Genomic DNA, 19,777 nt, shown 5'->3' with positions numbered 1-19,777 from the left:
GGCCGAGCTGGTGCGCAGCCCGTAGCTACCGGCCGTCGCTCCCGCCCGGTCCCGCGAGGACCCGCCGGGCGGCCCCCCCCGGCCGCGGCCCGCCCCCGCCCCCCCCGGGCCGCCCCGCCTCACGGAGGAACCATGACCCGGTCCACCGAGCTCGGCGCCCGCACGGTCGAGACCAGCGCCCTGCCCGTCGTCGACATCTCGGGCCTGCGCACGGACGACCCCGGGGCGCGCGCCGCCGTCGGCCGGGCGCTGCGCGCGGCCTGCGTCGACAAGGGCTTCTTCTACGTCTCCGGGCACGGCATCGAGCCCGCGCTGCTCGAGGCCGCGTTCGCCGAGGCCCGCGCCTTCTTCGCGCTGCCCGCGGCGGAGAAGCAGCGGGTCGCGATGACGAAGGACAACTACGGCCGCGGCTACGAGGACGTCGGCGGCCAGACCCTCGAGGCCGGCGCACCACCGGACCTCAAGGAGGGCTACTACCTGGGCCGCGAGTCGCGCTCCGACGGCACCGTGCCCGAGGGCGACGCCGGTGTGGGCTTCGGCCCCAACCTGTGGCCCGCGCGCCCGGAGTTCCGTGAGGTCCTCACCGAGTACCACCGGCGGATGACCGAGGTCGCGGCGCTGCTCATGGACGGTCTCGCGCTCTCGCTCGACCTGCCCGAGGACTGGTTCCGCGACTTCTGCGCCGAGCCGACCCCGACGCTGCGAATCCTGCACTACCCGCCGCAGCCGCCGAACCCGCGGCCGGGCGAGAAGGGCGCGGGCGCGCACACCGACTGGGGTGGCATCACCCTGCTCGCCCAGGACGACAACGGCGGCCTGCAGGTCCTCGACGAGCACGAGGGCTGGATCCACGCCGCCCCGATCCCGGGCACCTTCGTGGTCAACCTCGGCGACCTGATGGCGCGCTGGACCAACGACCGCTACCGCTCCACGCTGCACCGGGTCGTCAACACCTCGGGGGCCGAGCGCTACTCGATGCCGTTCTTCTTCTCCGGCCGGCCGGACGCCGAGGTCACCACGATCCCCACCTGCCGGCGGCCCGGGGAGCCGGACCGCTACCCGCCGACGACCCCCGCGCAGCACACGCGGGAGCGCCAGCGGGAGACCTACGAGCTGAACATGGCCGGATGAGGGGCTGATGTCCCTGGTCCTCGACCACGTCGCGCTGGGTGGTGCCGGGGCTCGACGCGGCTCCTGACCCCGCCCCACCCGGAGGAGCCGCCCGTTCGTGGGCCGCGACCTCACCCCGCAGTTCCCGTGCCGCGGCCCGGGCGGGACGGCTGTGAGGCGCACCACGGGCTGATCCACCGGGGCGCCGCCCGACCCCAGACTGAGGGTTCCAGGATCGGTGCGCCGGCGCCCGACCCCCGGACGGGGCCCGGCGCGCCCGGACTCGTCAGGAGGTCCCGTGCCGGTCGACCCACGCCCCACCGCCCCCGCACCGCCGGTGGCGGGCCGACGATGACGGACCTGGACACCACGGCGGCACCGCTCGCCGTCGAGACCCTCCTGGGTGTGGTACCGGCCGGCGCGCAGGTCTTCGAGGCGCCCGGCCAGGGCGGCCCGCTCGAGCGCGGGTTCGGTGGCGTCGTGGTCGGCCGGTCGCTGCGGGCGGCCGGGCTGACCGTGGACCCGGGCCGCCCGGCCCACTCCGTGCACGGCCACTTCCTGCGGCCCGCCGACGCCGGCGCCCCGACCCGGTTCCACGTCACGCCGGTCCGCGACGGCGCGACGGTCAGCATCCGGCAGGTCGTCGCCGAGCAGCACGGGAAGGAGGTCTTCCTGCTCACGGGCTCGTTCCAGGTGCCGGAGGAGGGTTGGGCGCACCAGCTGCCCCGGCTCGACGTCGGGAGCGTCGACCCCGACGGCCTCCCGACGCCGCTGGAGTGCGTCGCCGGGGCCGACGAAGCGGTGCGCGGCTGGTGGACCCGGCTGGCCCGGCTGCATCCCGTGGACCTGCGGTTCGAGGGCGAGCTGCCGCGCTCGGCCGCCCACCGCGGCGAGGCCGCCCCACCGCGTCACCGGTTCTGGGTGCGCACCCGCGACCCCCTGCCCGACGACGCCCTGGTGCACCGGTCCGTGGTCGCCTACGTGTCGGACATGATGCTGCTGTCCACCGCCCTCGCCCCGCACGCCACGATGTTCGGCGCCCCGGACGTCACCGCGGCCAGCCTCGACCACGCCGTCTGGTTCCACGGGCCGCTCCGCGCGGACGGCTGGCTCTGCTACGAGCAGGAGAGCAGCTGGGCGGACGGCGGCCGGGCGCTGTGCCACGGCCGCCTGTTCGAGCCGTCGGGCCGGCTCGTCGCCACGGTCGCGCAGGAGGCGATGATCCGCCGGCGGGTGGGGTGAGCGGGCCCGGCCCCGTGCTTCTCTCGCGCCGCGGATCGCGTCACCGGGCAGGTTTCGGGCGACCGGCGACGGCCACGACGGCGCTGAGGACGGAGACCGCCGCCGCGAGCACGAAGGCGGCGGAGTACGAGGTCGCCTCGGCCACGGCGCCGCTGGCGAGCGGTCCCACGACCCCCGCGACGTCGAAGGCGATCTGGTACCACGCGATGGGCGGGCCGCTGCGCCCGTCGAGCACGTCGCCGAGCAGGGCCCCGCCCGCGACGGCACCGAGCGAGCCCGCGACGCCCGAGAGGACCATCGCCGCGAGGTAGCCCGGCGTGGTCTCGTCGATCGCCAGGAGCAGGGCCGACGCGCCCCCTGCGAGGCCGCCGAGCACCAGCGGGCAGCGCCGGCTCCAGGAGTCGGTGAGCCGCCCGCTGACGGGCGCGACCAGTACCTGCGTCGCCCCCGCAAGCAGGAGCCCGAGGCCGGTCCAGACGGGCCCGAGGCCGAGGCCCGCAGCCACGAACAGCGGGATCACCGTGAACCGTAGCCCGTTCCCTATCCAGGCGTTGGCGAACTGGGTGAGCACGGCGACGCGGAACCGGCGGTCGGCCCACGCCTCGCGCAGGCTCATCGACGCGCTCGCGGCGTCGCCGTCCTCCGGCGTCGACGCACGCCGGGCGCGCCCGAGCAACCCGGCGGCGAGCGCCCCGCCCAGCAGGAGCAGCGCGCCGTAGACCAGCAGAGGCGCGGCCAGGGAGACGCCCGCGATCACACCGCCGACGAGCGGACCCGCGAGGCCGCCCGCCAGGAAACCGCCGTGGAACACGGCGGTGGCGCGGCCGCGGGACCCCGCGGGTGCCACCCGGTAGAGCACCGTCTGGCCCGCGACCGAGGTGACGACGGTCGCGGCACCACCCAGTGCCCGCCACACCAGCAGGCCGGTGAACGACCCGGCCATGCCGGCCAGCAGGCTGGTGACGGCGGTGACCGCCATGGCCACGGCCATCACCGGTGCCGGGCTGGCCCGGGCCGCGAGCCGCGACGCCGCCGGAGCGGCGACGATGCGTGCGAGCGCGTAGGCGCTGACGACACCGGACGCCGCCAGGTCGCTCACGTCGAACGCGGCCGCGAGCAGCGGGATCACCGGAGCGGCGATCCCGTAGCCCAGGCCGATGCAGACGTTCACCCCCGCGAGGACGACGACGGCGACCGGGACGGGGGTGCGGTCCCCGGCCGCCGTTCGTTCGCCCGAGCTCATGTCTCGGTGCTCATCGCTCAGAACTCACGGAGGGTCTCGCGCAGCGTTCCGCCGCCGTACTCGGTCCGGGTCAGCCCGCGCCGCTGCAGCGCGGGCACCAGGCCCTCGGTGATCTCGTCGACGAACCGGCGGGTGATGCTGCCGGTGATCAGGAAGCCGTCGCCGCCGACCTCGTCCATGACCTCACCCATCTCCGCGGCGACGGAGTCCGGGGTGCCCACGAACCTGACGTTCTTCATCGACCAGCCCAGCGCCGCCTCGCGCGGGGTCCGCCCGGCCCGCATGAAGTCCGCGAGGGTGGTCCGGTGCCCGTTCGTGGTCAGGTCGCCGAACTCGTCGTCGAGCCCGAACCGGGACAGGTCGTTCTCGGTCAGCGCCGAGATGTGGCCCAGGCTGGACTCGATCCGGGCGTCGATCCCGGCGAGCATCCGTTCCCTCTTCGCCTCGGCCAGGGACGCCGTCTCGGCGAGTACCGGCTGGGTGATGAACATGATCTTGAGCTCGTCGGGGTCCCGGCCGTGGCCGATCATCCGGGCCCGGATGTCGTCACGGAAGGCCTTCATCGCCTCGACCGAGTGCGTCTCGGCGCTGAGCAGGGTGTCGGCGTACCGGGCGGCGAAGTCACGCCCCTTCGGCGAGCCGCCTGCCTGGCAGAGCACCGGATGGCGCTGCGGGGAGGCGACCATGTTCATCGGGCCGCGGGAGCGGTGGAAACGGCCCTCGAAGTCGATCCGGTGGACCTTGGTGTGGTCTACATAGGTCCCCGTCTCCTCGTCCATGACGAGCGCGTCCGGCTCCCACGAGTCCCACAGCTGCCGCGCGACCTCCACGAACTCACCCGCGACGTCGTAGCGAAGGTCGTGCTCGGGGAGCTTGTCCATGCCGTAGTTCTGCGCGGCGCGGTCCTCGCTGGAGGTCACCATGTTCCAGCCGATCCGACCGCCCGAGAGGTGGTCGAGGGTCTGGAACCGGCGGGCCAGCAGCCACGGCGGGTAGAAGGTCGTGGAGCAGGTGGCGATGATGCCGATGTCCGTGGTGACGTCGGTGAGCGCCGGCGCGAGGATCATCGGGTCGTGCTTGGGCGCGTAGAGCCCGTACTTGAGGTCCACGCGCGAGGAACCCTCGTACGCGTCGGACACCATCGAGGAGTCCTCGAGCATCACGTAGTCGAAGCACGCGCGCTCCAGCGAGCGGGCGAACTCGATGTGGGCCTCGCCGGTCGGCCAGTCGGCACCTTCGGTGCTCGACCACTGCCCCGACCAGGGCGGGTTGGAGAAGTTGCAGAACCAGCCGAGATGGAACATCGGAGCCCTTTCAGAAGGCCAGCAGGTTGTCCCGCAGGAGCGGGCTCGTGTACTCGGTGCGGGTCAGGCCGCGGCGCTGCAGCTCCGGCACCAACCCGTCGCAGATCTCGGTGATGTAGCGGCGGGTGAGCTGTCCGGAGCCGCTGTAGACGAGGAAGCCGTCGCCACCGACCTCGGCCATGACCTCCGCCATCTGCCCGGCGACGGCGTCCGGGGTGCCGACGAGCTCGAGCGACTCGGTCTGGTCGGCCACGGCTGCTTCGCGCAGGGTCTTGCCCTGCGCGCGGTCGAGGAAGGTCTGCAGGATGCTCTGGCTGCCGTTCGAGGACGCCGCGGCGATCGCCGGCAGCGGCTCGTCGAGCGGGAAGCGGGAGAGGTCGAGATCGCCGCCGGACATCAGCAGCAGCCGCTTCTCCAGCCGCTCGGTCTCGAGCGCGTAGAGACGCTCCTTGCGGGCCACGGCCTCCTCGTGGGTCTCCGCCACGATCGGCGAGACGATGTAGAACACCTTGACCGCCTTCGGGTCCCGCCCCGCGTCGGCGGCGAGCCGCGACACGTCGTCGCGGTAGGTCCGCATCGCCTCGACGCCCTTCGGGATCGAGACGACCGCGTCGGCGTGCCGGGCGGCGAACGCCCGGCCGACGGGCGAGCCGCCGGCCTGCAGCATCACCGGCCTACCCTGCGGTCCCGGCAGCGTGTTGAGCGGCCCGCGGCTGGCGAAGTACTTGCCGCGGAAGTCGACCCGGTGGACCTTCTCGTGGTCGATGTAGGTGTTCGTGTCGTGGTCGACGAGCAGCGCCTCGGGCTCCCACGAGTCCCACAGCTGTTCGACGAGCGTCGCGAACTCCTCGGCGATGTCGTACCGCTCATCGTGGGGCGGCAGGTCGTCCATGCCGAAGTTCTGCGCCGCCGCCGAGCCGGCCGAGGTGACGATGTTCCAGCCGGCCCGCCCGTTCGTCAGATGGTCCAGTGTGGACATGGTGCGCGCCAGCAGGTACGGCGGGTAGAACGAGGTCGAGCAGGTCGCCACCACGCCCAGGCCGCGGGTGACGTGGGCCAGCAGCGGGACCAGCGGTACCGGATCGTGCTTGGGCGCGCGGACCATCTGCCGCAGCTCCGCCTCGAACGTGCCGCCGTAGGTATCCGACAGCGCGGTGGAGTCCTCCAGCATGATGAAGTCGAACCCGGCGCGGTCGAGCTGGCGGGCCATGTCCAGGTAGAAGTCCCCATTTGCCCAGGTGCGGCCGGCGTTGCCCGCCCACGGCTTGTTCCAGGCCGGGGTCATGTAGTTGGTGAACCAGCCGAGGTGGAACATCAGCTCTCCTCAGGGACGGGGGTCCGGCCGCGGACCGCCGAGATGCAGACGGCGATCAGCGACAGCACGGCGAGCACGCCGACGGTGAGCGGGAAGGCGTGGGCGTAGACGGTGAGGTCCGTGGCGCCGAACCCGTCCGTCTCCCCGGACAGCGCCCCGGCCCGCAGCGCCTCCGGCAGCCCCGACGTGAGGAGCGTGAGCGCCACCGCGGAACCCAGCAGGGCCGCCGAGTTGTCGATCATCACGCGGAACCCGTTGGCCATGCCGCGCTCCCAGGGCCGCACCCCGATGTTGATCACCGAGGCGTTCGTCGTCTGGAAGATCCCGTTGCCCAGGCCCGTCACGAACAGCGCGCCGGCCACCGCGAGCCCCGAGCCTCCGAGGGCGAACACCGCGGCCAGCAACACCGCCCCGAGCACCGCCACGAGCGCGCCCGCCGTGGCGAGCACCCGGGCCTCCATGTGCGCCGCCCATCGCCCGGCCAGCGGCCCGACGAGGATGTTCCCGCAGGCCTGCGCGGTGATGCAGAGCCCGGCCGACAGCGCCGTCAGCCCGTGCAGGCTCTGCAGGTACAGCGACACCAGCAGCGGGCCCGCGGCGAGCCCCAGGTTCAGCAACGCCGTCGTGGCGTACGCGCTGCCGCGGAAGCGGACCAGGACCAGCCGCAGGTCGAGAATCGGGTTCGGCACCTGCCGCTCCACCAGCACGAACGCGGTGAGCCCGAGCACCGCCGCGGCCGCCGGCAACAGGAACGACGCGGATCCCACGCCGTCGCCCACCCGGTTGACCGCAAGCACGACCCCGCCCACGCCGACGATCGACGTGACCGTGCCTGAGACGTCCGCCCTGAGCCGGCCGTTCGTGACCGGCCGGGTCCGGTGCAGGGACACCGCCGACCACACCGTGCCGAGCAGCGCCAGCGGCACGGTGAACGCGAACACCGCACGCCAGCCGAGGCTCTCGGTGAGCACCCCGCCGAGCAACGGGCCGAGCGCCACCGCCGTCGACATGATCGTGATGTTCCAGCCGATGCCGCGGGAGACGTGGCTGGCGGGGAACGCGTCGACCAGCAGGGCCGTGGTGTTGGTGATCACTGCGGCGGCCCCTACACCCTGCAGCGCCCGGAGCGCGATCACCGGTCCGGGGGCCGTGCAGAAGCAGATCGCCAGGCTCGCGACGGTGACCAGGGACAGCCCACCGATGTACATCGCGCGCCGGCCCACGACGTCGGACAGCCGGCCGAGCGGCAGCATCAGTGTGGCCGTGAGCAGCTGGTAGGCCAGCACGAACCAGTCGCCCTGGGCGGGCCCGGCGTTCAGGTCGCCGACCATGTGCGGCAACGCGAGCGGGACCATGCTGACGCTGGAGAAGGTGACCCACATGCCCAGCCCGGTCACCGAGAGGACCCGCCACGCGTACCTCAGGTCCGCGGCGGGCGCTTCCGCGAGCGCCATGTCAGAACTCGAGCAGGTTCTCGCGCAGCGTCGAGCCGGAGTACCCGTCCCGGGCCAGCCCGCGCCGGCGCAGCGCCGCGCCGAGCCCGTCCGCGATCTCGCTGACGTACCGGCGGTGCAGGGAGCCGGAGATGAGGAACCCGTCGCCGCCGACCTCCTGCATGATCTCGTCCATCTGCCCGGCCACCGTGTCCGGCGTGCCGACCAGGTCGACGGACCTGCGGGTGTCCGAGGTGACGAACTCCCGCAGCGTCTTGCCCGCGGCCAGCTTCTTGAACAGCGCGAGCGAGCTCTGCGTCGCGTTGGTCTCGATGTCCGGGAACGGGGCGTCGAGGTCGTACTTGGCGAAGTCCTCGCCCGTCGCGTAGGACAGCGATGCCAGGTTGCTCTCGACGGCGCCGGCCATGGCGACGCGGCCGCGCTCGGCCCGGTCCTGTGCCTCGGCGTCCGTCTCGCCGAGGACCGGCGTGACGATGAACAGGACCTTGCACTCCTTGGGGTCGCGGCCCGCGGCGACCATGTGCTCGGTGACCTCCTCGCGGTACGCCTTCATGTCCTCGACGCCGTTGACCTGCGCGATGATCGTGTCCACGTTCTTCGCGCCGAACGCCCGGCCGGCCTTCGAGCCGCCGGCCTGGCACAACGCGGGCCGCCCCTGCGGCGGGCGCGTGGTGTTGAGCGGACCGCGGCTGCGGTAGTACTCGCCCTCGAAGTCGACGGCATGCACCTTCGACCCGTCGGCGAACACGCCGTGCTCCTCGTCGAGCACCACGGCGTCGGCGTCCCACGAGTCCCAGAGCTTGCGCACCAGGTCGATCCACTCGTCCGCCATCTTGTAGCGCTCGTCGTGGTCGAACAGGGCGTCGTGCCCGAAGTTCTGCGCGGTCCGGTGGTTGTGGCTGGTCACGAGGTTGAGCCCGAACCGGCCGTTCGTGAGGTGGTCGATCGTCGCCGCGCTACGGGCCGCCATGAACGGCGGGTGGAACGACGTGGTGACCGTGGCGAAGAAGCCGATGTTCTTCGTGTGCTCGCCGAGGATCGGGACCAGCGCGAGCGGGTCCTGCTTGGGCACCGAACGGGCGGCCGCGAGCCACCAGTCGTGGTTGCCGCCGTAGGAATCCGGGACGAACGAGCCGTCCTCGAACATCATGTAGTCGAAGCCGGCGCGCTCCAGCGAGCGCGCCGCGTCGATGTAGAGCTGCGGCTTGTTCCACTCGCGGCCGCCGTTGCCGGACCACATCTGGTTCCAGGACTGCACCTGGAAGGACAGGAACCATCCGAGGTGCAGCATCAGAACGCCAGGAGGTTGTCGCGGAGCAGCTGGTGCTCGTAGTGGTCGCGGGTGAGCCCGCGGCGGCGCAACGCCGGGACGAGCCCGTCGGTGATCTCGGCGACGTAGCGACGGTGCATCGGGGTGCCGACGATCAGGAAGCCGTCGCCGCCCACCTCCTGCATGACCTCGTCCATCTGGGCCGCGACGGTCGCCGGCGTGCCCACGAGCGGGACCGCGTCCGTGGCGCTGTGCGCCAGGATCCGCTCGCGCAGCGTCTGGGTGCCGTCGCCCTTGAAGTTGGCGAAGCTGCTGCGGTGCCCGTTGGAGATCAGGTCGTCCGGCAGCGGCTCGTCGAGCGGGAACTGCGAGAGGTCGATGCTGGCGAGGTGCGAGCGGCCGGCGAGCAGGCCCTCGATGTTGCTCGCCTTGGCCTGCTCGCGGCGGGCCAACTTCTCCTGCGCCTCCGCGTCCGTCTCGCCGAGTACCGGCGAGACCAGGTACATCACCTTGATCGAGTCCGGGTCCCGGCCGTGTTCCACGGCACGGCGGCGGATGTCGTCGCGGTAGGCCTTCATCTTCTCGACGCCGGGCGGGTTCGCGATGATCGCCTCGACGTACTTCGCGGCGAGGTCCTTGCCCTTGTCCGAACCGCCGGCCTGCAGGAACACCGGCCGGCCCTGCGGCGAGGGAATCGTGTTCAGCGGGCCGCGGGAGGAGTAGAACTTGCCCTCGAAGTCCAGGGTGTGGACCTTGGACGCGTCCGCGTAGATCCCGTTCTCGGCGTCCGCGAGCACGGCGTCGGGCTCCCACGAGTCCCACAGCTTGCAGGCGAGCTCCACGAACTCGTCGGCCATGTCGTAGCGCAGGTCGTGCTCGGGCATGTCGAACCCGAAGTTCTGCGCCGCCCGGGTGGCGCTGCCGGTCACGATGTTCCAGCCGATCCGACCCTTGGACACATGGTCCAGGGTGGACATCATCCGGGCCACGGTGAACGGGTGGTAGAAGGTCGTGGTCAGCGTGGCCACGATCCCGACCTTGTCCGTGAACTGCGACAGGATCCCTGCGAGCACCGCCGGGTCGTGCTTCGGCGCTGCGCTCGCCGTCCTGAGGTAGTACTCGGTGGAGTTCTGGTAGGCGTCGGGGATCTGGACCGAGTCCTCCATCATCAGGAAGTCGAACCCGCCGCGTTCGATCGAGCGCGCGAGGTCGACGTACTGGTCCGGCAGCATCCAGTCGGTGGCCCCCGTGCCGGCCCACTCCTGGTTCCAGGCCTGGACCCCGAACCCGTTGCCCAGGAACCAGCCCAGGTGGAACATCCGCGAACTCATCGTCGTGCTCCTTCTAGAACTCTCGCAGGTGATCCCGCAGGTGCGCGCCGGTGTACTCGGAGCGCACCAGGCCGCGCCGCTGCAGCTCGGGGACCAGGCCGTCGGTGATCTCGTGGACGTAGCGGCGGTGGGTCGTCCCGCCCATGATCAGGAACCCGTCCCCGCCGACGAACTCCATCGCCTCCTGCAGCACGTCGGCCGCGGTCGCCGGGCTGCCGACGACCTCGATCGACTCGGTGCGGTAGGCGGTGAAGGCCTCCCGCAGGGTCCGACCACCGGCGAACTTCCGGAAGGTCGACAGGGTGCTCTGGTGGCCGTTGGTCGCCGCGTCGTCCGGCAGCGGCTGGTCGAGGTCGAACGTCGAGAAGTCGATCTCCATGGTGGCCGACCAGTTGACCATCTGGGCCTTGATCTTCGCGTCGGCGTTCGCGTTCATCATGGCCTGGAGCTCGCGGGCCTCCTCGTCGGTGTCGGCGAGGATCGGCGAGACGATGAACATGACCTTGATGTCGTCCGGGTCGCGGCCCGCCTGCGCGGCAAGCTCCCGGATGTCGTCCCGGTAGCGCTTCATGTCCGCGAGCCCCTTGGGCAGCGCGAGCAGCACGTCGGCGTTGGCGGCGGCGAACGCCTTGCCGGCGGGGGAGCCGCCGGCCTGGCAGATCACCGGGTGTCCCTGCGGCGGGCGCATGAGGTTGAGTGGTCCGCGGCTGCGGTGCCACCGGCCCTCGAAGTGGATCGGGTGCACCTTCGTGTGGTCCACATAGGTGCCGGTCTCCTCGTCCATGACGAGGGCGCCGTCCTCCCACGAGTCCCACAGCTTCTTGACCAGGTCCACGTACTCGGCGGCCCGCTCGTACCGCTCGTCGTGCGGGGGCAGCGCGTCCATGCCGAAGTTCTGAGCCGCCCGGTTCTCACTGGAGGTCACACAGTTCCAGCCGAACCGGCCGCCGGAGAGATGGTCGATGGTGGCCGACGTGCGAGCCAGCAGCCACGGCGGCACGAAGGTCGACGACATCGTCGCGATCACGCCGATCCGCTTCGTCTCGCTGAGCAGCATGGACGCCAGCAGGGCCGGGTCGCCCTTCGGCGCGTAGCCGCCCTGCGCGAGGGAGGCCTCCGCGGTGCCCGCGTAGGTGTCGGACACCATCAGCGAGTCCTCGAGCATGAGGAAGTCGAACCGCGCCCGCTCCAGGGCCTGCAGGAAGTCGACGTGCGAGTCGCCGTTCATCCACTCGCGGTCCTCGGGGCCCGCCCACTGCGAGCGCCAGTCGTGCGGGGTGAAGCTCTTGAACCACGCGAGGTGGAAGCGGGGATCGACAGCGGTGGTCATCAGAACTCCAGCAGGTTGTCGCGGAAGTGCTCGTGGCCGTAGCCGGTCCGCATCAGCCCGCGCTTCTGCAGGGCGGGCACCAGGCCGTCCGCGATCTCGCCGATGTAGCGGCGGTTGTGCGGCTGGTTCCAGATGAGGAACCCGTCCCCGCCGACCTCCTGCATGGCCTCGTCCATCTGGGCCGCGACCTCGTCCGGGGTGCCGATGAGCTCCATGGATTCGGTGCGGTACGCCACGCAGGCCTCGCGCAACGTGCGGCCGTTCGCCCACCTGCGGAAGTTGGCGAGGGTGCTCTGGTGGCCGTTGGTCTGCGCGTCGTCGGGTAGCGGCTTGTCGAGGTCGAACCTCGAGAAGTCGATCTCCATGCTGCCCGACCAGCCGATCAGCTGGCCCTCCGGATGGGCCCGGACCGCCTCGTCCTTCTGCGCCTTGCGGTCCAGCGCGTGCTGGTGGGTCTCGCCGAGGATCGGCGAGACCACGAACATGACCTTCACCGAGTCCGGGTCCCGGCCCTCAGCGGCGGCGCGGGCCCGGATGTCCTCCCGGTACTCCTTCATCGCCGGCACGCCCTTCGGCAGCGCCATGACCATGTCGGCGTAGCGGGACGCGAACTGCCGGCCGGCGGGGCTGCCGCCGGCCTGGGTGAGCACCGGGCGGCCCTGCGGCGGGCGCAGGGTGTTCAGCGGGCCGCGGGACTTGTAGTACTTCCCGACGAAGTCGATCGGTCGGACCTTCGTGTGGTCCACGTAGACCCCCCGCTCGCGGTCCATGACGAGGGCATCGGGGTCCCAGGAGTCCCAGAGCTGGGTCACCAGGTCCACGAACTCGTCGGCGCGGGCGTAGCGCTCGTCGTGCGGGGGCAGGGCGTCCATGCCGAAGTTCTTGGCCGCCAGGTCCTCCGACGAGGTCACGATGTTCCAGCCGATCCGGCCGCGGGACAGGTGATCCAGCGTCGCGACGGAGCGGGCCAGCATCCACGGCGGGTAGAACGACGTCGACATCGTGACCGAGATGCCGATCCGGTCGGTTGCCCGGGCCAGGATCGGGGCCAGCGCCACCGGGTCGCCCTTGGGCGCCCAGCCGCCGCGCTTGAGGGTGGCCTCGGCGCTGCCGCCGTAGACGTCGGACACCATCGACGAGTCCTCGAAGAGGATGAAGTCGAAGCAGGCCCGCTCCAGGGTGCGGACCTTGTCCACGTAGAACTTCCCGTCCATCCAGCGGGCGGCGTCCGTACCGTCCCAGCCTGTGGTCCAGGTCGTCGGGATGAAGCTGCCGAACCATCCGAGGTGGAACATGTCTGCGCTCATGAGCTCTGCTCGCCTCCGGCGGTGATGGCCGCGTAGTCGATGCGGCGGTCGGTGCGCTGCGCGTAACCGTGGACGTCGGCGCGCATGGAGTAGGGCGACATGACCCGGGCTACGAAGATGTTGGCGGCGCTGTCGACCAGCATCCCCTCGGCCTTGCTCCACAGCGGGCCGGCTTCGGGGCCGATGGCGTCGGTGGAGGCGAGCCCCTGCTTCATGACCTGGGCAAAGGCGTCGTAGTCCGGGCCGGACCAGAACGAGAGGTTGCTGCCGCCGCCGGGTTGGGTCACCAGCTGGAGCTCGTAGGGCGGGGACATGGTGACCGCGGACCCGGTGCCCATGTTCGCCTGCAGCCGGCCGGCGAGACCGTCGGAGAACAGCTGCGCCGCGGGGACCTGGTTGATCTTCACGTCGAAGCCGGCGTCCTTCGCCGCCGAGGCGAGCACGACGGCCGAGTCCTGGACCGACGGCGACGCGTTGCTCACCGTGAGGGTGAACGACACCGGTGTGGTGATCCCCGCCTGGGCCAGCAGCGCCTTCGCCTTGGCCGGGTCGTAGGTGTACTTCGGCAGGGACGACTCGTCGTAGTAGGGCTGCTTGTCGTCGAGCAGGTGCTGGTAGGCGTAGGCGCGGCCGTGGTAGACGTCCTTGACGATCTGGTCGTAGGGCACGGCGTAGGCCAGGGCCTGCCGCACCGTCCGGTTGTCGAACGGCGCCTGCTTCGTGTTCAACGTGATCGAGTGGTAGAGGTTCGACGATGCCGTCGGGGTGAACACGTCCTCGTTGGACGCGAGGTCCGCCTGGTCGGAGGGGCGCAGGTCCAGCGCGACGTCGGCGTCACCACGGACGAGCATGTTCGCCCGGGTCGCCGCGTCGGGCACCACCCGACGGATCATCGTCGTGATCGGCAGCGGCCCGAACACGTAGTTCGGGTTGGCCGTCATCACGATCTCCTGGTTCGGCGTGACGCTCTGCAGCATGTAGGGCCCGAACCCGGAGTTGCCGTTCATCATGCTCGAGACGCCCCACTGGATCGCGTAGGGATCGTCGGCGGTGGCGTGCTGCCTGAGATAGGTGCTGTCGTAGATCGACCCGATGTTCTCGGCCAGGTTGCCCAGCAGCGTGAAGCCGTACCCGGGCTGGTCGATCGTGAAGGTCACCGTGTACTTGTCCACGGCCACGACCTGCTTGTCGATGTCGGTCAGCATCGGGGCGTAGTAGCCCGGCATGCCGCCGCCCTTCGACGAGAACTTCCGCTTGAAGGACCAGACCACGTCGTCGGAGGTCAGCTCGTTGCCCTGCTGGCTCTTCAGGCCCTGGCGCAGGTGGAAGGTGAAGACCTTGCCGTCCGGGCTCACGTCGTAGCTCTGCGCCAGGAACGGCTCGAAGTGGTAGAGGTCCTGGACCTGCACGTTCGCGCCCTCCTCCGCGATGTACGGCTTGCGGATGAGCTGGGCGTGGATGCTGTTGGTGACCTCCTGGTTGTCGGTGCCGTTGGTGAAGCCGTAGTCGCGCACGACGTTCGACGCCTGGTCGCCGGTGACCACGACGATCGTGTCGCGCGCGGCGCCGCTGCCGGAGGCGGAGTCGCCGGTGTCGGCACAGGCGGTGGCGACCAGGCCGAGAGCGAGGACGGCGACGGTGGCTCGGGCGAGTCGGCGCAGGCCGGGTGGAGCGGGCATGGGGTTCCTCGGGGGTGTGAGGGGGTGGAGTCCTACGGGCACGCCCGACCGCCGGGCGGCACCGGCGCCGTCCGTCGGTCGTGCGGGGTGGAGCGGGTCGTGCGTCCGGTCAGCCGACGCGGTTCACGGTGAAGCGGTGGGTCAGGACGGAGGCGGAGGCGATGGTGATGCACAGGACGGCCGCCGGGAAGCCGGCCGACCACCACTTCCCGACCGCGGCGTCGCCGGCGCCGTGGGCGATCATCGAGCCCCACTCCGGCGTGGGCGGCGGCAGCCCGACGCCGAGGAAGCCGAGCGCGGCGGTCAGCACGATGCTGATGCCGAGGATCACCGAGACGTTGAGCAGGGCCGGGCGGACCGAGTTCGGCAGCACGTGCCGGACGATCAGCCGCAGCTCGTGCTGACCGGCCTGGCGGGCGGCGTCGAGGTAGGCGTCGCCGCGCACCCGGAGCACCTCGGTTCGCGTGAGCCGCGCCTGGATCGGCATCAGGATCACGGCGATCGCCAGGATCATCGTCGTGGTGTTGGTCCCGAAGAAGGACACCACCACCAGGCCGATGATCACCACCGGGATCGCCTGGAGCAGGTCGAGCAGCCGAGACATGCCCCGGGCCGCCGTGCCGACCGGACCGCGCCGGGACTCGTTCATCCCGACGGCGAGCCCGACGACGATGCCCAGCGCGGTGGCCAGCAGCGTCGAGAAGACCGCGATGGCCACGTCGATGCGGGTCCCGGCGAGCGTCCGGGAGAACACGTCCATCCCGGTGGAGTCGGTGCCGCCCCAGTGGTCGCCGCTCGGCGGGCGGGACGGCAGGCCCACGACCTCCGTCGGGTCGTGGGGAGCGATCAGCGGCCCGATCACCGCGACGACCAGCACCGACCCCAGGAGGACGGCGGCGATCCACGTACCCGGCCCGAGCCGGGGACGGCGGTGGCCGGCCGCGGCGGCGGCCGGGGCGAGGGTCTCGGTCGGGGCCGCGGGCGGCGGCAGGGTGGAGGTCATGATCCACTCCCTCGGACGCCGGGGCGGCGCCGCGGATCGAGCAGCATGGTCGTGACGTCGGAGAGCAGGAAGACGATCATCGAGATGGCGGCGACCAGCACCAGCGTGCCCTGCAGCGCGGTGAAGTCCAGGCCGGCCACGGCGGTCACCGCGTACGTACCCAGGCCACCGAGGCCGAACAGCTGCTCGATGATCACCGTGCCGCCGAGCAGCGTGCCGAAGATCGTGCCGAACACCGCGATGGTGGGCGGCAGCGCGCGCCGGTAGATGCTCACGACGACCTTCCAGCGCGGGGTGCCGGTGGCGATCCGGAAGAGCGTGGCGCGGTCCTCCGCGGCCGGGCCGAGGGCGCCGAGCAGCTGTTTGAGCAGCAGGGGGGCCAGCGACACGACTAACACCACGATCGGCAGCAGGTAGTGGCTCAGGATCGACGAGGTGACCGCGAACCTCCCGGAGAGGATCGAGTCCAGCAGCGGGAAGTGCGTGATCGGGTCCGGTTCCTGCAGGCCGGGGCGGGTCCGTCCGTTCGGCGCGGGGACGACCTGCAGGGTGGCGTAGAAGAGCAGGATCCCGATCACCCCGACCACGAAGTCCGGGACCGCTCCGGCCGCCTGCGAGTAGCCGGACACGATCCGGGCGCCCACGCTCCGCGGGGCCAGGACCACCACCAGGGACAGCAGCAGGCTGGCCAGGACCAGGATCACGAAGGACACCACGGCCAGCTCCACGGTGCCGGGCAACCGGGCCGTGATCTCCCCGAACACCGGTCGGCCGTTCGTGATCGAGGTGCCGAGGTCGAACCGCGCCAGGCCGGACACGTAGTGCCCGAGCTGCGTCCAGATGCTCCCGTCGAGACCGAGCTGCGCACGGACCGCCTCGTAGGTCTCCGGGGTGGCGTCGGGCCCGGCGATCGCGCGGGCCGGGTCGCCGGGGATGAGCCGGACCAGGAAGAACGCGATCAGCGCGAACACGAGGATGTGGATCGGCAGGACGAGCACCCGCAGGGCCCACCAGCGCTGCCGGCGGACCGCGGCGAGCAGGGAGCCGGCGTCCGGCGCGGCGGCGGACACGGCGGCGGTCACGAGGCCACCGCCTCGATCCGGCCGCTGCACCGCGCGGCCGCGACGAGGAACCGGGTGTACTCGTGCTGCGGCCGGTCCACGATCTCGTCCGTGCTGCCGCGCTCGACGATCACGCCGTCCCGCATGACGATCAGCTCGTCGACCAGGAAGGCGGTGGCGGGGATCCCGTGCGAGACGAAGAACAGCCCTGCCCGGTTCTGCTCGACGTAGTCCTTCAGCATGTTGAGCACGGCGCCCTGCACCGAGACGTCCAGCGCCGACACGACCTCGTCGCAGAGCAGCACCCGCGGCCGGACGACCAGCGCCCGGGCGAGCGCGAACCGCTGCCGCTGCCCTCCGGACACCTCGTGGGGGCGGCGGTCGGCCATCGCCGGGGAGACCTGGAGGGTCTCCAGCACCTCGTCGACCCGCTCGTCGGCTGCGGAGCTCCCGAGCCCGCAGAGCACCATGGCCGGTGTCCGGACGGCGTCGCGGAGCGTGCGCAGCGGATCGAAGGACGAGCTGACGTCCTGGCTGACCAGCTGCACCGCCCGGCGGAAGTCCCGGCGGCCGCTCTGCGAGGCGAGGTGGTGACCGAGCGGCACACCGTTGTAGTCGAGGGTGCCGCCGTCGGGTCGCTCGAGGCCGGACAGCATCCGGGCCAGGGTGGACTTGCCCGAACCCGACTCGCCGATCACGCCGATCGTGCGGTCCGAGCCGATCGTGACGTCGACCGCGGCCACGGCGCGGTGCCGGGACCGGTTGACCACGAACGTCTTCTCCAGCGACTCCGCGGTGATCTGCACCAGGCCGCGGTCACCGACCGGGTCGGCGGCCGGGCGCTGCCGGAGCAGCCGCATCCCGGGCGTCCTCATGCGACGCTCGTGCGGACGAGCTCGGCCCCGACGCCGGTGTCCACCGTGTCCAGCGTGGGCAGCCGGTGGGCGTGCCGGGCGTCGAGATCGGGCACGCAGCGCAGCAGGCCGCGCGTGTACGGGTGGGTCGCGGTCCGCTCGAGCTCGGCGGACGGACCCGCGTCGACGATCTCGCCGTGGTACATGACCACCATCGCGTCGGAGAACTCCTGGCAGAGCCGGATGTCGTGGGACACGATCAGCAGCGAGGTGCCCGTGTCGGTGGCGAGCTGCTGCAGCAGCTCCATCACCGCGCGGGACAGGCTCGCGTCCAGCGCGCTGGTGGGCTCGTCCGCGATCAGCAGCTTCGGCGCGCCGGCCAGTGCGAGGGCGAGCATCGCACGCTGCCGCATGCCGCCGGACAGCTCGTAGGGCCGGCTGCGCAGGACCCGCCGGGTATCGGTGAGCCCGACCCGGACCAGCCACTCGCGGGCCCGCTCCGTGGCCTCCCGGCGGGAGCAGCGCGTGGCACTGCGGACCACCGTGGTGAGCTGGCTGCCGACCGACCACACGGGATCGAGCGAGGTCATTGCGTCCTGGAAGACCACGGCCATCCCCGGCGTGCGGCGCGCCACTCCGGCGCGTGGGTTGCGGTCGAGCGGAACGCCGTCGAAGGCGAGCAGCTCGGAGGTCACGCGCGCGGAGCCGCCGAGGAACCCGGCCACCGCCATCGCCAGGGAGGTCTTGCCGGAGCCCGACTCGCCGACGAGTGCCACCTGCTCGCCCACGCCGATGCTCAGCGCGGCGTCGCGGACGGCGACCGACTCCCCGTCGGGGATCGGGTAGCCGACGGTGAGGCCGCGGACCTCGAGGAGTGGACCGGCAGGAGTGCCGAGGCGCTGCGCGGGGCGGGGGCCCGGCACCGGGTGTTCTGTCACGATCTCGTCCTTCTCGCGTGGGCAGACGTGTGCGGGAACTGCCGGGAGTACGGGGGCGATCCGACCGGGCGTCGTCGGCGGGCGGTGAGTGCAGAGCTTGGGGACGGCATGTTTCGTCGACAAGCACGCTGGGGGTAACCGCTCTATTGCGCCGCCGCGCCCGAACGTTTATCCGCAGGTCACAGCGTTGCGGGCCCGGCGAATCGGACGATGACCGCCACCTCGGGCCCCATGACCGAGGTCACATACGGCGGATCGGGGGTCGCCGTTAGCCTCGAACGGCGGACGGACCGTCACCGTTCGTCCCGGTGCGACGCGGCATGGGCTGCGGCGCCCGACCGGTCCCCACCCACCCGGGTGAGCCGCCCGCACCCCCGGTTCGCACCCAGCGGAGGTTCACCCGTGACACATCCTGTCCCGCTGCGCAAGGACGACGACGAGGGCCGCCGGGCGTACCGGACGGCCCGCGGTGGCCGGGCCCGCCCCGCCGACACCTCGTCCCGCCGCATCTACGAGCTGCTGCGGGCCAGCATCCGGGACGGCTCCATCGGCGCCGGCGAGCAGCTGGACGAGCAGCGGCTCGTGCGCGCCTACAACGGCAGCCGCAACTCGGTGCGCAGAGCTCTGCAGGCGCTGGCCGAGGAGGGCCTGCTCGACCGCACCCGCCGGGTCGGCACCAGCCTCAGCCGCACGATCGTGCCGGTCGCCCCCACCGACGTCGGGCCCCGGGTGTACGAGGGAACCCCGCACGAGGGCCGTCTCGCCGTCGAGACCCTGGAGTGCACGCGCGTGGTCGCCGGTCGCGAGGTGGCCCGTCGGCTGCAGATCGAACCGACGGCCGAGGTCATGCGGATCGAGCAGGTGGGGAACTACGACTCCGAGCCGCTCTACGTCCGCACCGGCTATCTGGTCACCGACCTCCGGGCACCCGCGTTCCTCGCCCTGCTCGACCGCTGCCACGTCGACTACCCGCCGCTGCCCGTCGTCTTCGAGCGGGTGTTCGGGCGCCCCTACGGCGCGAGCATCTACTCGGTGGAGGCCGTCGCGCTGGAGGAGCGCATCGCCGCCCTGCTGCACGTCGAGCCGGAGGTCCCGACCCTCCTGCGGGAGCTGACGACGGCGGACGTCGACGGCAGGCCCTTCGAGCTGAGCTTCACCTACTTCCGAAGTGGCCGGGTGGCCCTGTCGGGGATCGGCACGTTCACGGACTCCGGCTACCGCGTGGGGTAGGCGTGACCGGCGCCCCATGGCGTAATTCCCCGGCTTCGGCAGCGTCTTCGCAGGTCGGAGGCCCGGACCGGTGACCGGCGGGAGCGCAAATCGGGCGACCGTCGCG

At 71.8% G+C, this 19,777-nt stretch carries 16 protein-coding genes; 3 read left to right on the top strand and 13 right to left on the bottom strand.

Features of this window, described 5'->3' with window-relative positions; genetic code table 11:
• The first annotated feature begins 132 nt into the window (after nt 1–132).
• Together AB0B41_RS13970 and AB0B41_RS13965 are read left to right on the top strand one after the other, a co-directional pair.
• Nucleotides 133–1,131 carry a 2-oxoglutarate and iron-dependent oxygenase domain-containing protein gene (locus tag AB0B41_RS13970; RefSeq protein ID WP_358202718.1) on the top strand — a complete coding sequence of 333 codons (999 nt, stop codon included), beginning with the start codon at nt 133–135 and terminating at the stop codon, nt 1,129–1,131.
• A gap of 330 nt (nt 1,132–1,461) precedes the next feature.
• Nucleotides 1,462–2,352 carry an acyl-CoA thioesterase domain-containing protein gene (locus tag AB0B41_RS13965; protein ID WP_358202716.1) on the top strand — a complete coding sequence of 297 codons (891 nt, stop codon included), beginning with the start codon at nt 1,462–1,464 and terminating at the stop codon, nt 2,350–2,352.
• Nucleotides 2,353–2,392: 40 nt separating this feature from the next.
• On the opposite strand, the gene AB0B41_RS13960 is transcribed toward AB0B41_RS13965, so the two are convergent.
• The 13 genes from AB0B41_RS13960 to AB0B41_RS13900 form a co-directional block, all read right to left on the bottom strand.
• The gene (locus tag AB0B41_RS13960; protein ID WP_358202714.1) at nt 2,393–3,595 is read right to left on the bottom strand and encodes an MFS transporter; all 1,203 of its coding nucleotides are present in this window, start codon (nt 3,593–3,595) and stop codon (nt 2,393–2,395) included.
• Nucleotides 3,596–3,612: 17 nt separating this feature from the next.
• A complete protein-coding gene (locus AB0B41_RS13955) occupies nt 3,613–4,899 on the bottom strand; it encodes an NtaA/DmoA family FMN-dependent monooxygenase (RefSeq protein WP_358202712.1) in 1,287 nt (428 codons plus the stop codon).
• Nucleotides 4,900–4,909: 10 nt separating this feature from the next.
• Nucleotides 4,910–6,214, bottom strand: coding sequence for an NtaA/DmoA family FMN-dependent monooxygenase (locus AB0B41_RS13950; protein ID WP_358202710.1), 1,305 nt, complete (start codon nt 6,212–6,214; stop codon nt 4,910–4,912).
• Nucleotides 6,214–7,668, bottom strand: coding sequence for an MFS transporter (locus tag AB0B41_RS13945; protein ID WP_358202708.1), 1,455 nt, complete (start codon nt 7,666–7,668; stop codon nt 6,214–6,216). Before AB0B41_RS13945 ends, AB0B41_RS13950 begins: the two co-directional genes overlap by 1 nt.
• Before the next feature lies 1 nt (nt 7,669).
• Complete coding sequence (locus tag AB0B41_RS13940) at nt 7,670–8,959, bottom strand: NtaA/DmoA family FMN-dependent monooxygenase (protein ID WP_358202706.1); 1,290 nt, start codon at nt 8,957–8,959, stop codon at nt 7,670–7,672.
• Nucleotides 8,959–10,269 carry an NtaA/DmoA family FMN-dependent monooxygenase gene (locus AB0B41_RS13935; RefSeq protein ID WP_358202703.1) on the bottom strand — a complete coding sequence of 437 codons (1,311 nt, stop codon included), beginning with the start codon at nt 10,267–10,269 and terminating at the stop codon, nt 8,959–8,961. Before AB0B41_RS13935 ends, AB0B41_RS13940 begins: the two co-directional genes overlap by 1 nt.
• A gap of 13 nt (nt 10,270–10,282) precedes the next feature.
• Nucleotides 10,283–11,599 (bottom strand): NtaA/DmoA family FMN-dependent monooxygenase, encoded by a 1,317-nt coding sequence (locus AB0B41_RS13930; protein WP_358202701.1) that lies wholly within the window; start codon nt 11,597–11,599, stop codon nt 10,283–10,285.
• Nucleotides 11,599–12,906: an NtaA/DmoA family FMN-dependent monooxygenase gene (locus AB0B41_RS13925; protein WP_358202698.1), complete on the bottom strand. Its 1,308-nt coding sequence runs from the start codon at nt 12,904–12,906 to the stop codon at nt 11,599–11,601. Before AB0B41_RS13925 ends, AB0B41_RS13930 begins: the two co-directional genes overlap by 1 nt.
• Nucleotides 12,903–14,585 (bottom strand): ABC transporter substrate-binding protein, encoded by a 1,683-nt coding sequence (locus tag AB0B41_RS13920; protein WP_358202696.1) that lies wholly within the window; start codon nt 14,583–14,585, stop codon nt 12,903–12,905. The genes AB0B41_RS13925 and AB0B41_RS13920 overlap by 4 nt, the downstream gene beginning before the upstream one ends.
• 109 nt (nt 14,586–14,694) lie before the next feature.
• A complete protein-coding gene (locus AB0B41_RS13915) occupies nt 14,695–15,588 on the bottom strand; it encodes an ABC transporter permease (RefSeq protein WP_358202694.1) in 894 nt (297 codons plus the stop codon).
• Nucleotides 15,585–16,670, bottom strand: a complete 1,086-nt coding sequence (locus AB0B41_RS13910) for an ABC transporter permease (protein ID WP_358202692.1) — start codon at nt 16,668–16,670, stop codon at nt 15,585–15,587. The genes AB0B41_RS13915 and AB0B41_RS13910 overlap by 4 nt, the downstream gene beginning before the upstream one ends.
• Nucleotides 16,667–17,524, bottom strand: coding sequence for an ATP-binding cassette domain-containing protein (locus AB0B41_RS13905; protein WP_358202690.1), 858 nt, complete (start codon nt 17,522–17,524; stop codon nt 16,667–16,669). Before AB0B41_RS13905 ends, AB0B41_RS13910 begins: the two co-directional genes overlap by 4 nt.
• Entirely contained in the window at nt 17,521–18,441 is a 921-nt protein-coding gene (locus AB0B41_RS13900; protein WP_358202688.1) for an ABC transporter ATP-binding protein, read from the bottom strand. The genes AB0B41_RS13905 and AB0B41_RS13900 overlap by 4 nt, the downstream gene beginning before the upstream one ends.
• A gap of 402 nt (nt 18,442–18,843) precedes the next feature.
• On the opposite strand from AB0B41_RS13900, the gene AB0B41_RS13895 reads away from it, so the two are divergent.
• Complete coding sequence (locus AB0B41_RS13895) at nt 18,844–19,671, top strand: GntR family transcriptional regulator (protein ID WP_358202686.1); 828 nt, start codon at nt 18,844–18,846, stop codon at nt 19,669–19,671.
• Nucleotides 19,672–19,777: the final 106 nt, after the last annotated feature.

The organism is Pseudonocardia sp. NPDC049154, assembly GCF_040648315.1.
GTDB lineage: Bacteria > Actinomycetota > Actinomycetes > Mycobacteriales > Pseudonocardiaceae > Pseudonocardia.
The sequence above is the reverse complement of the archived record's forward strand: the minus strand, read 5'-3'. Positions and strand labels throughout refer to the sequence as shown.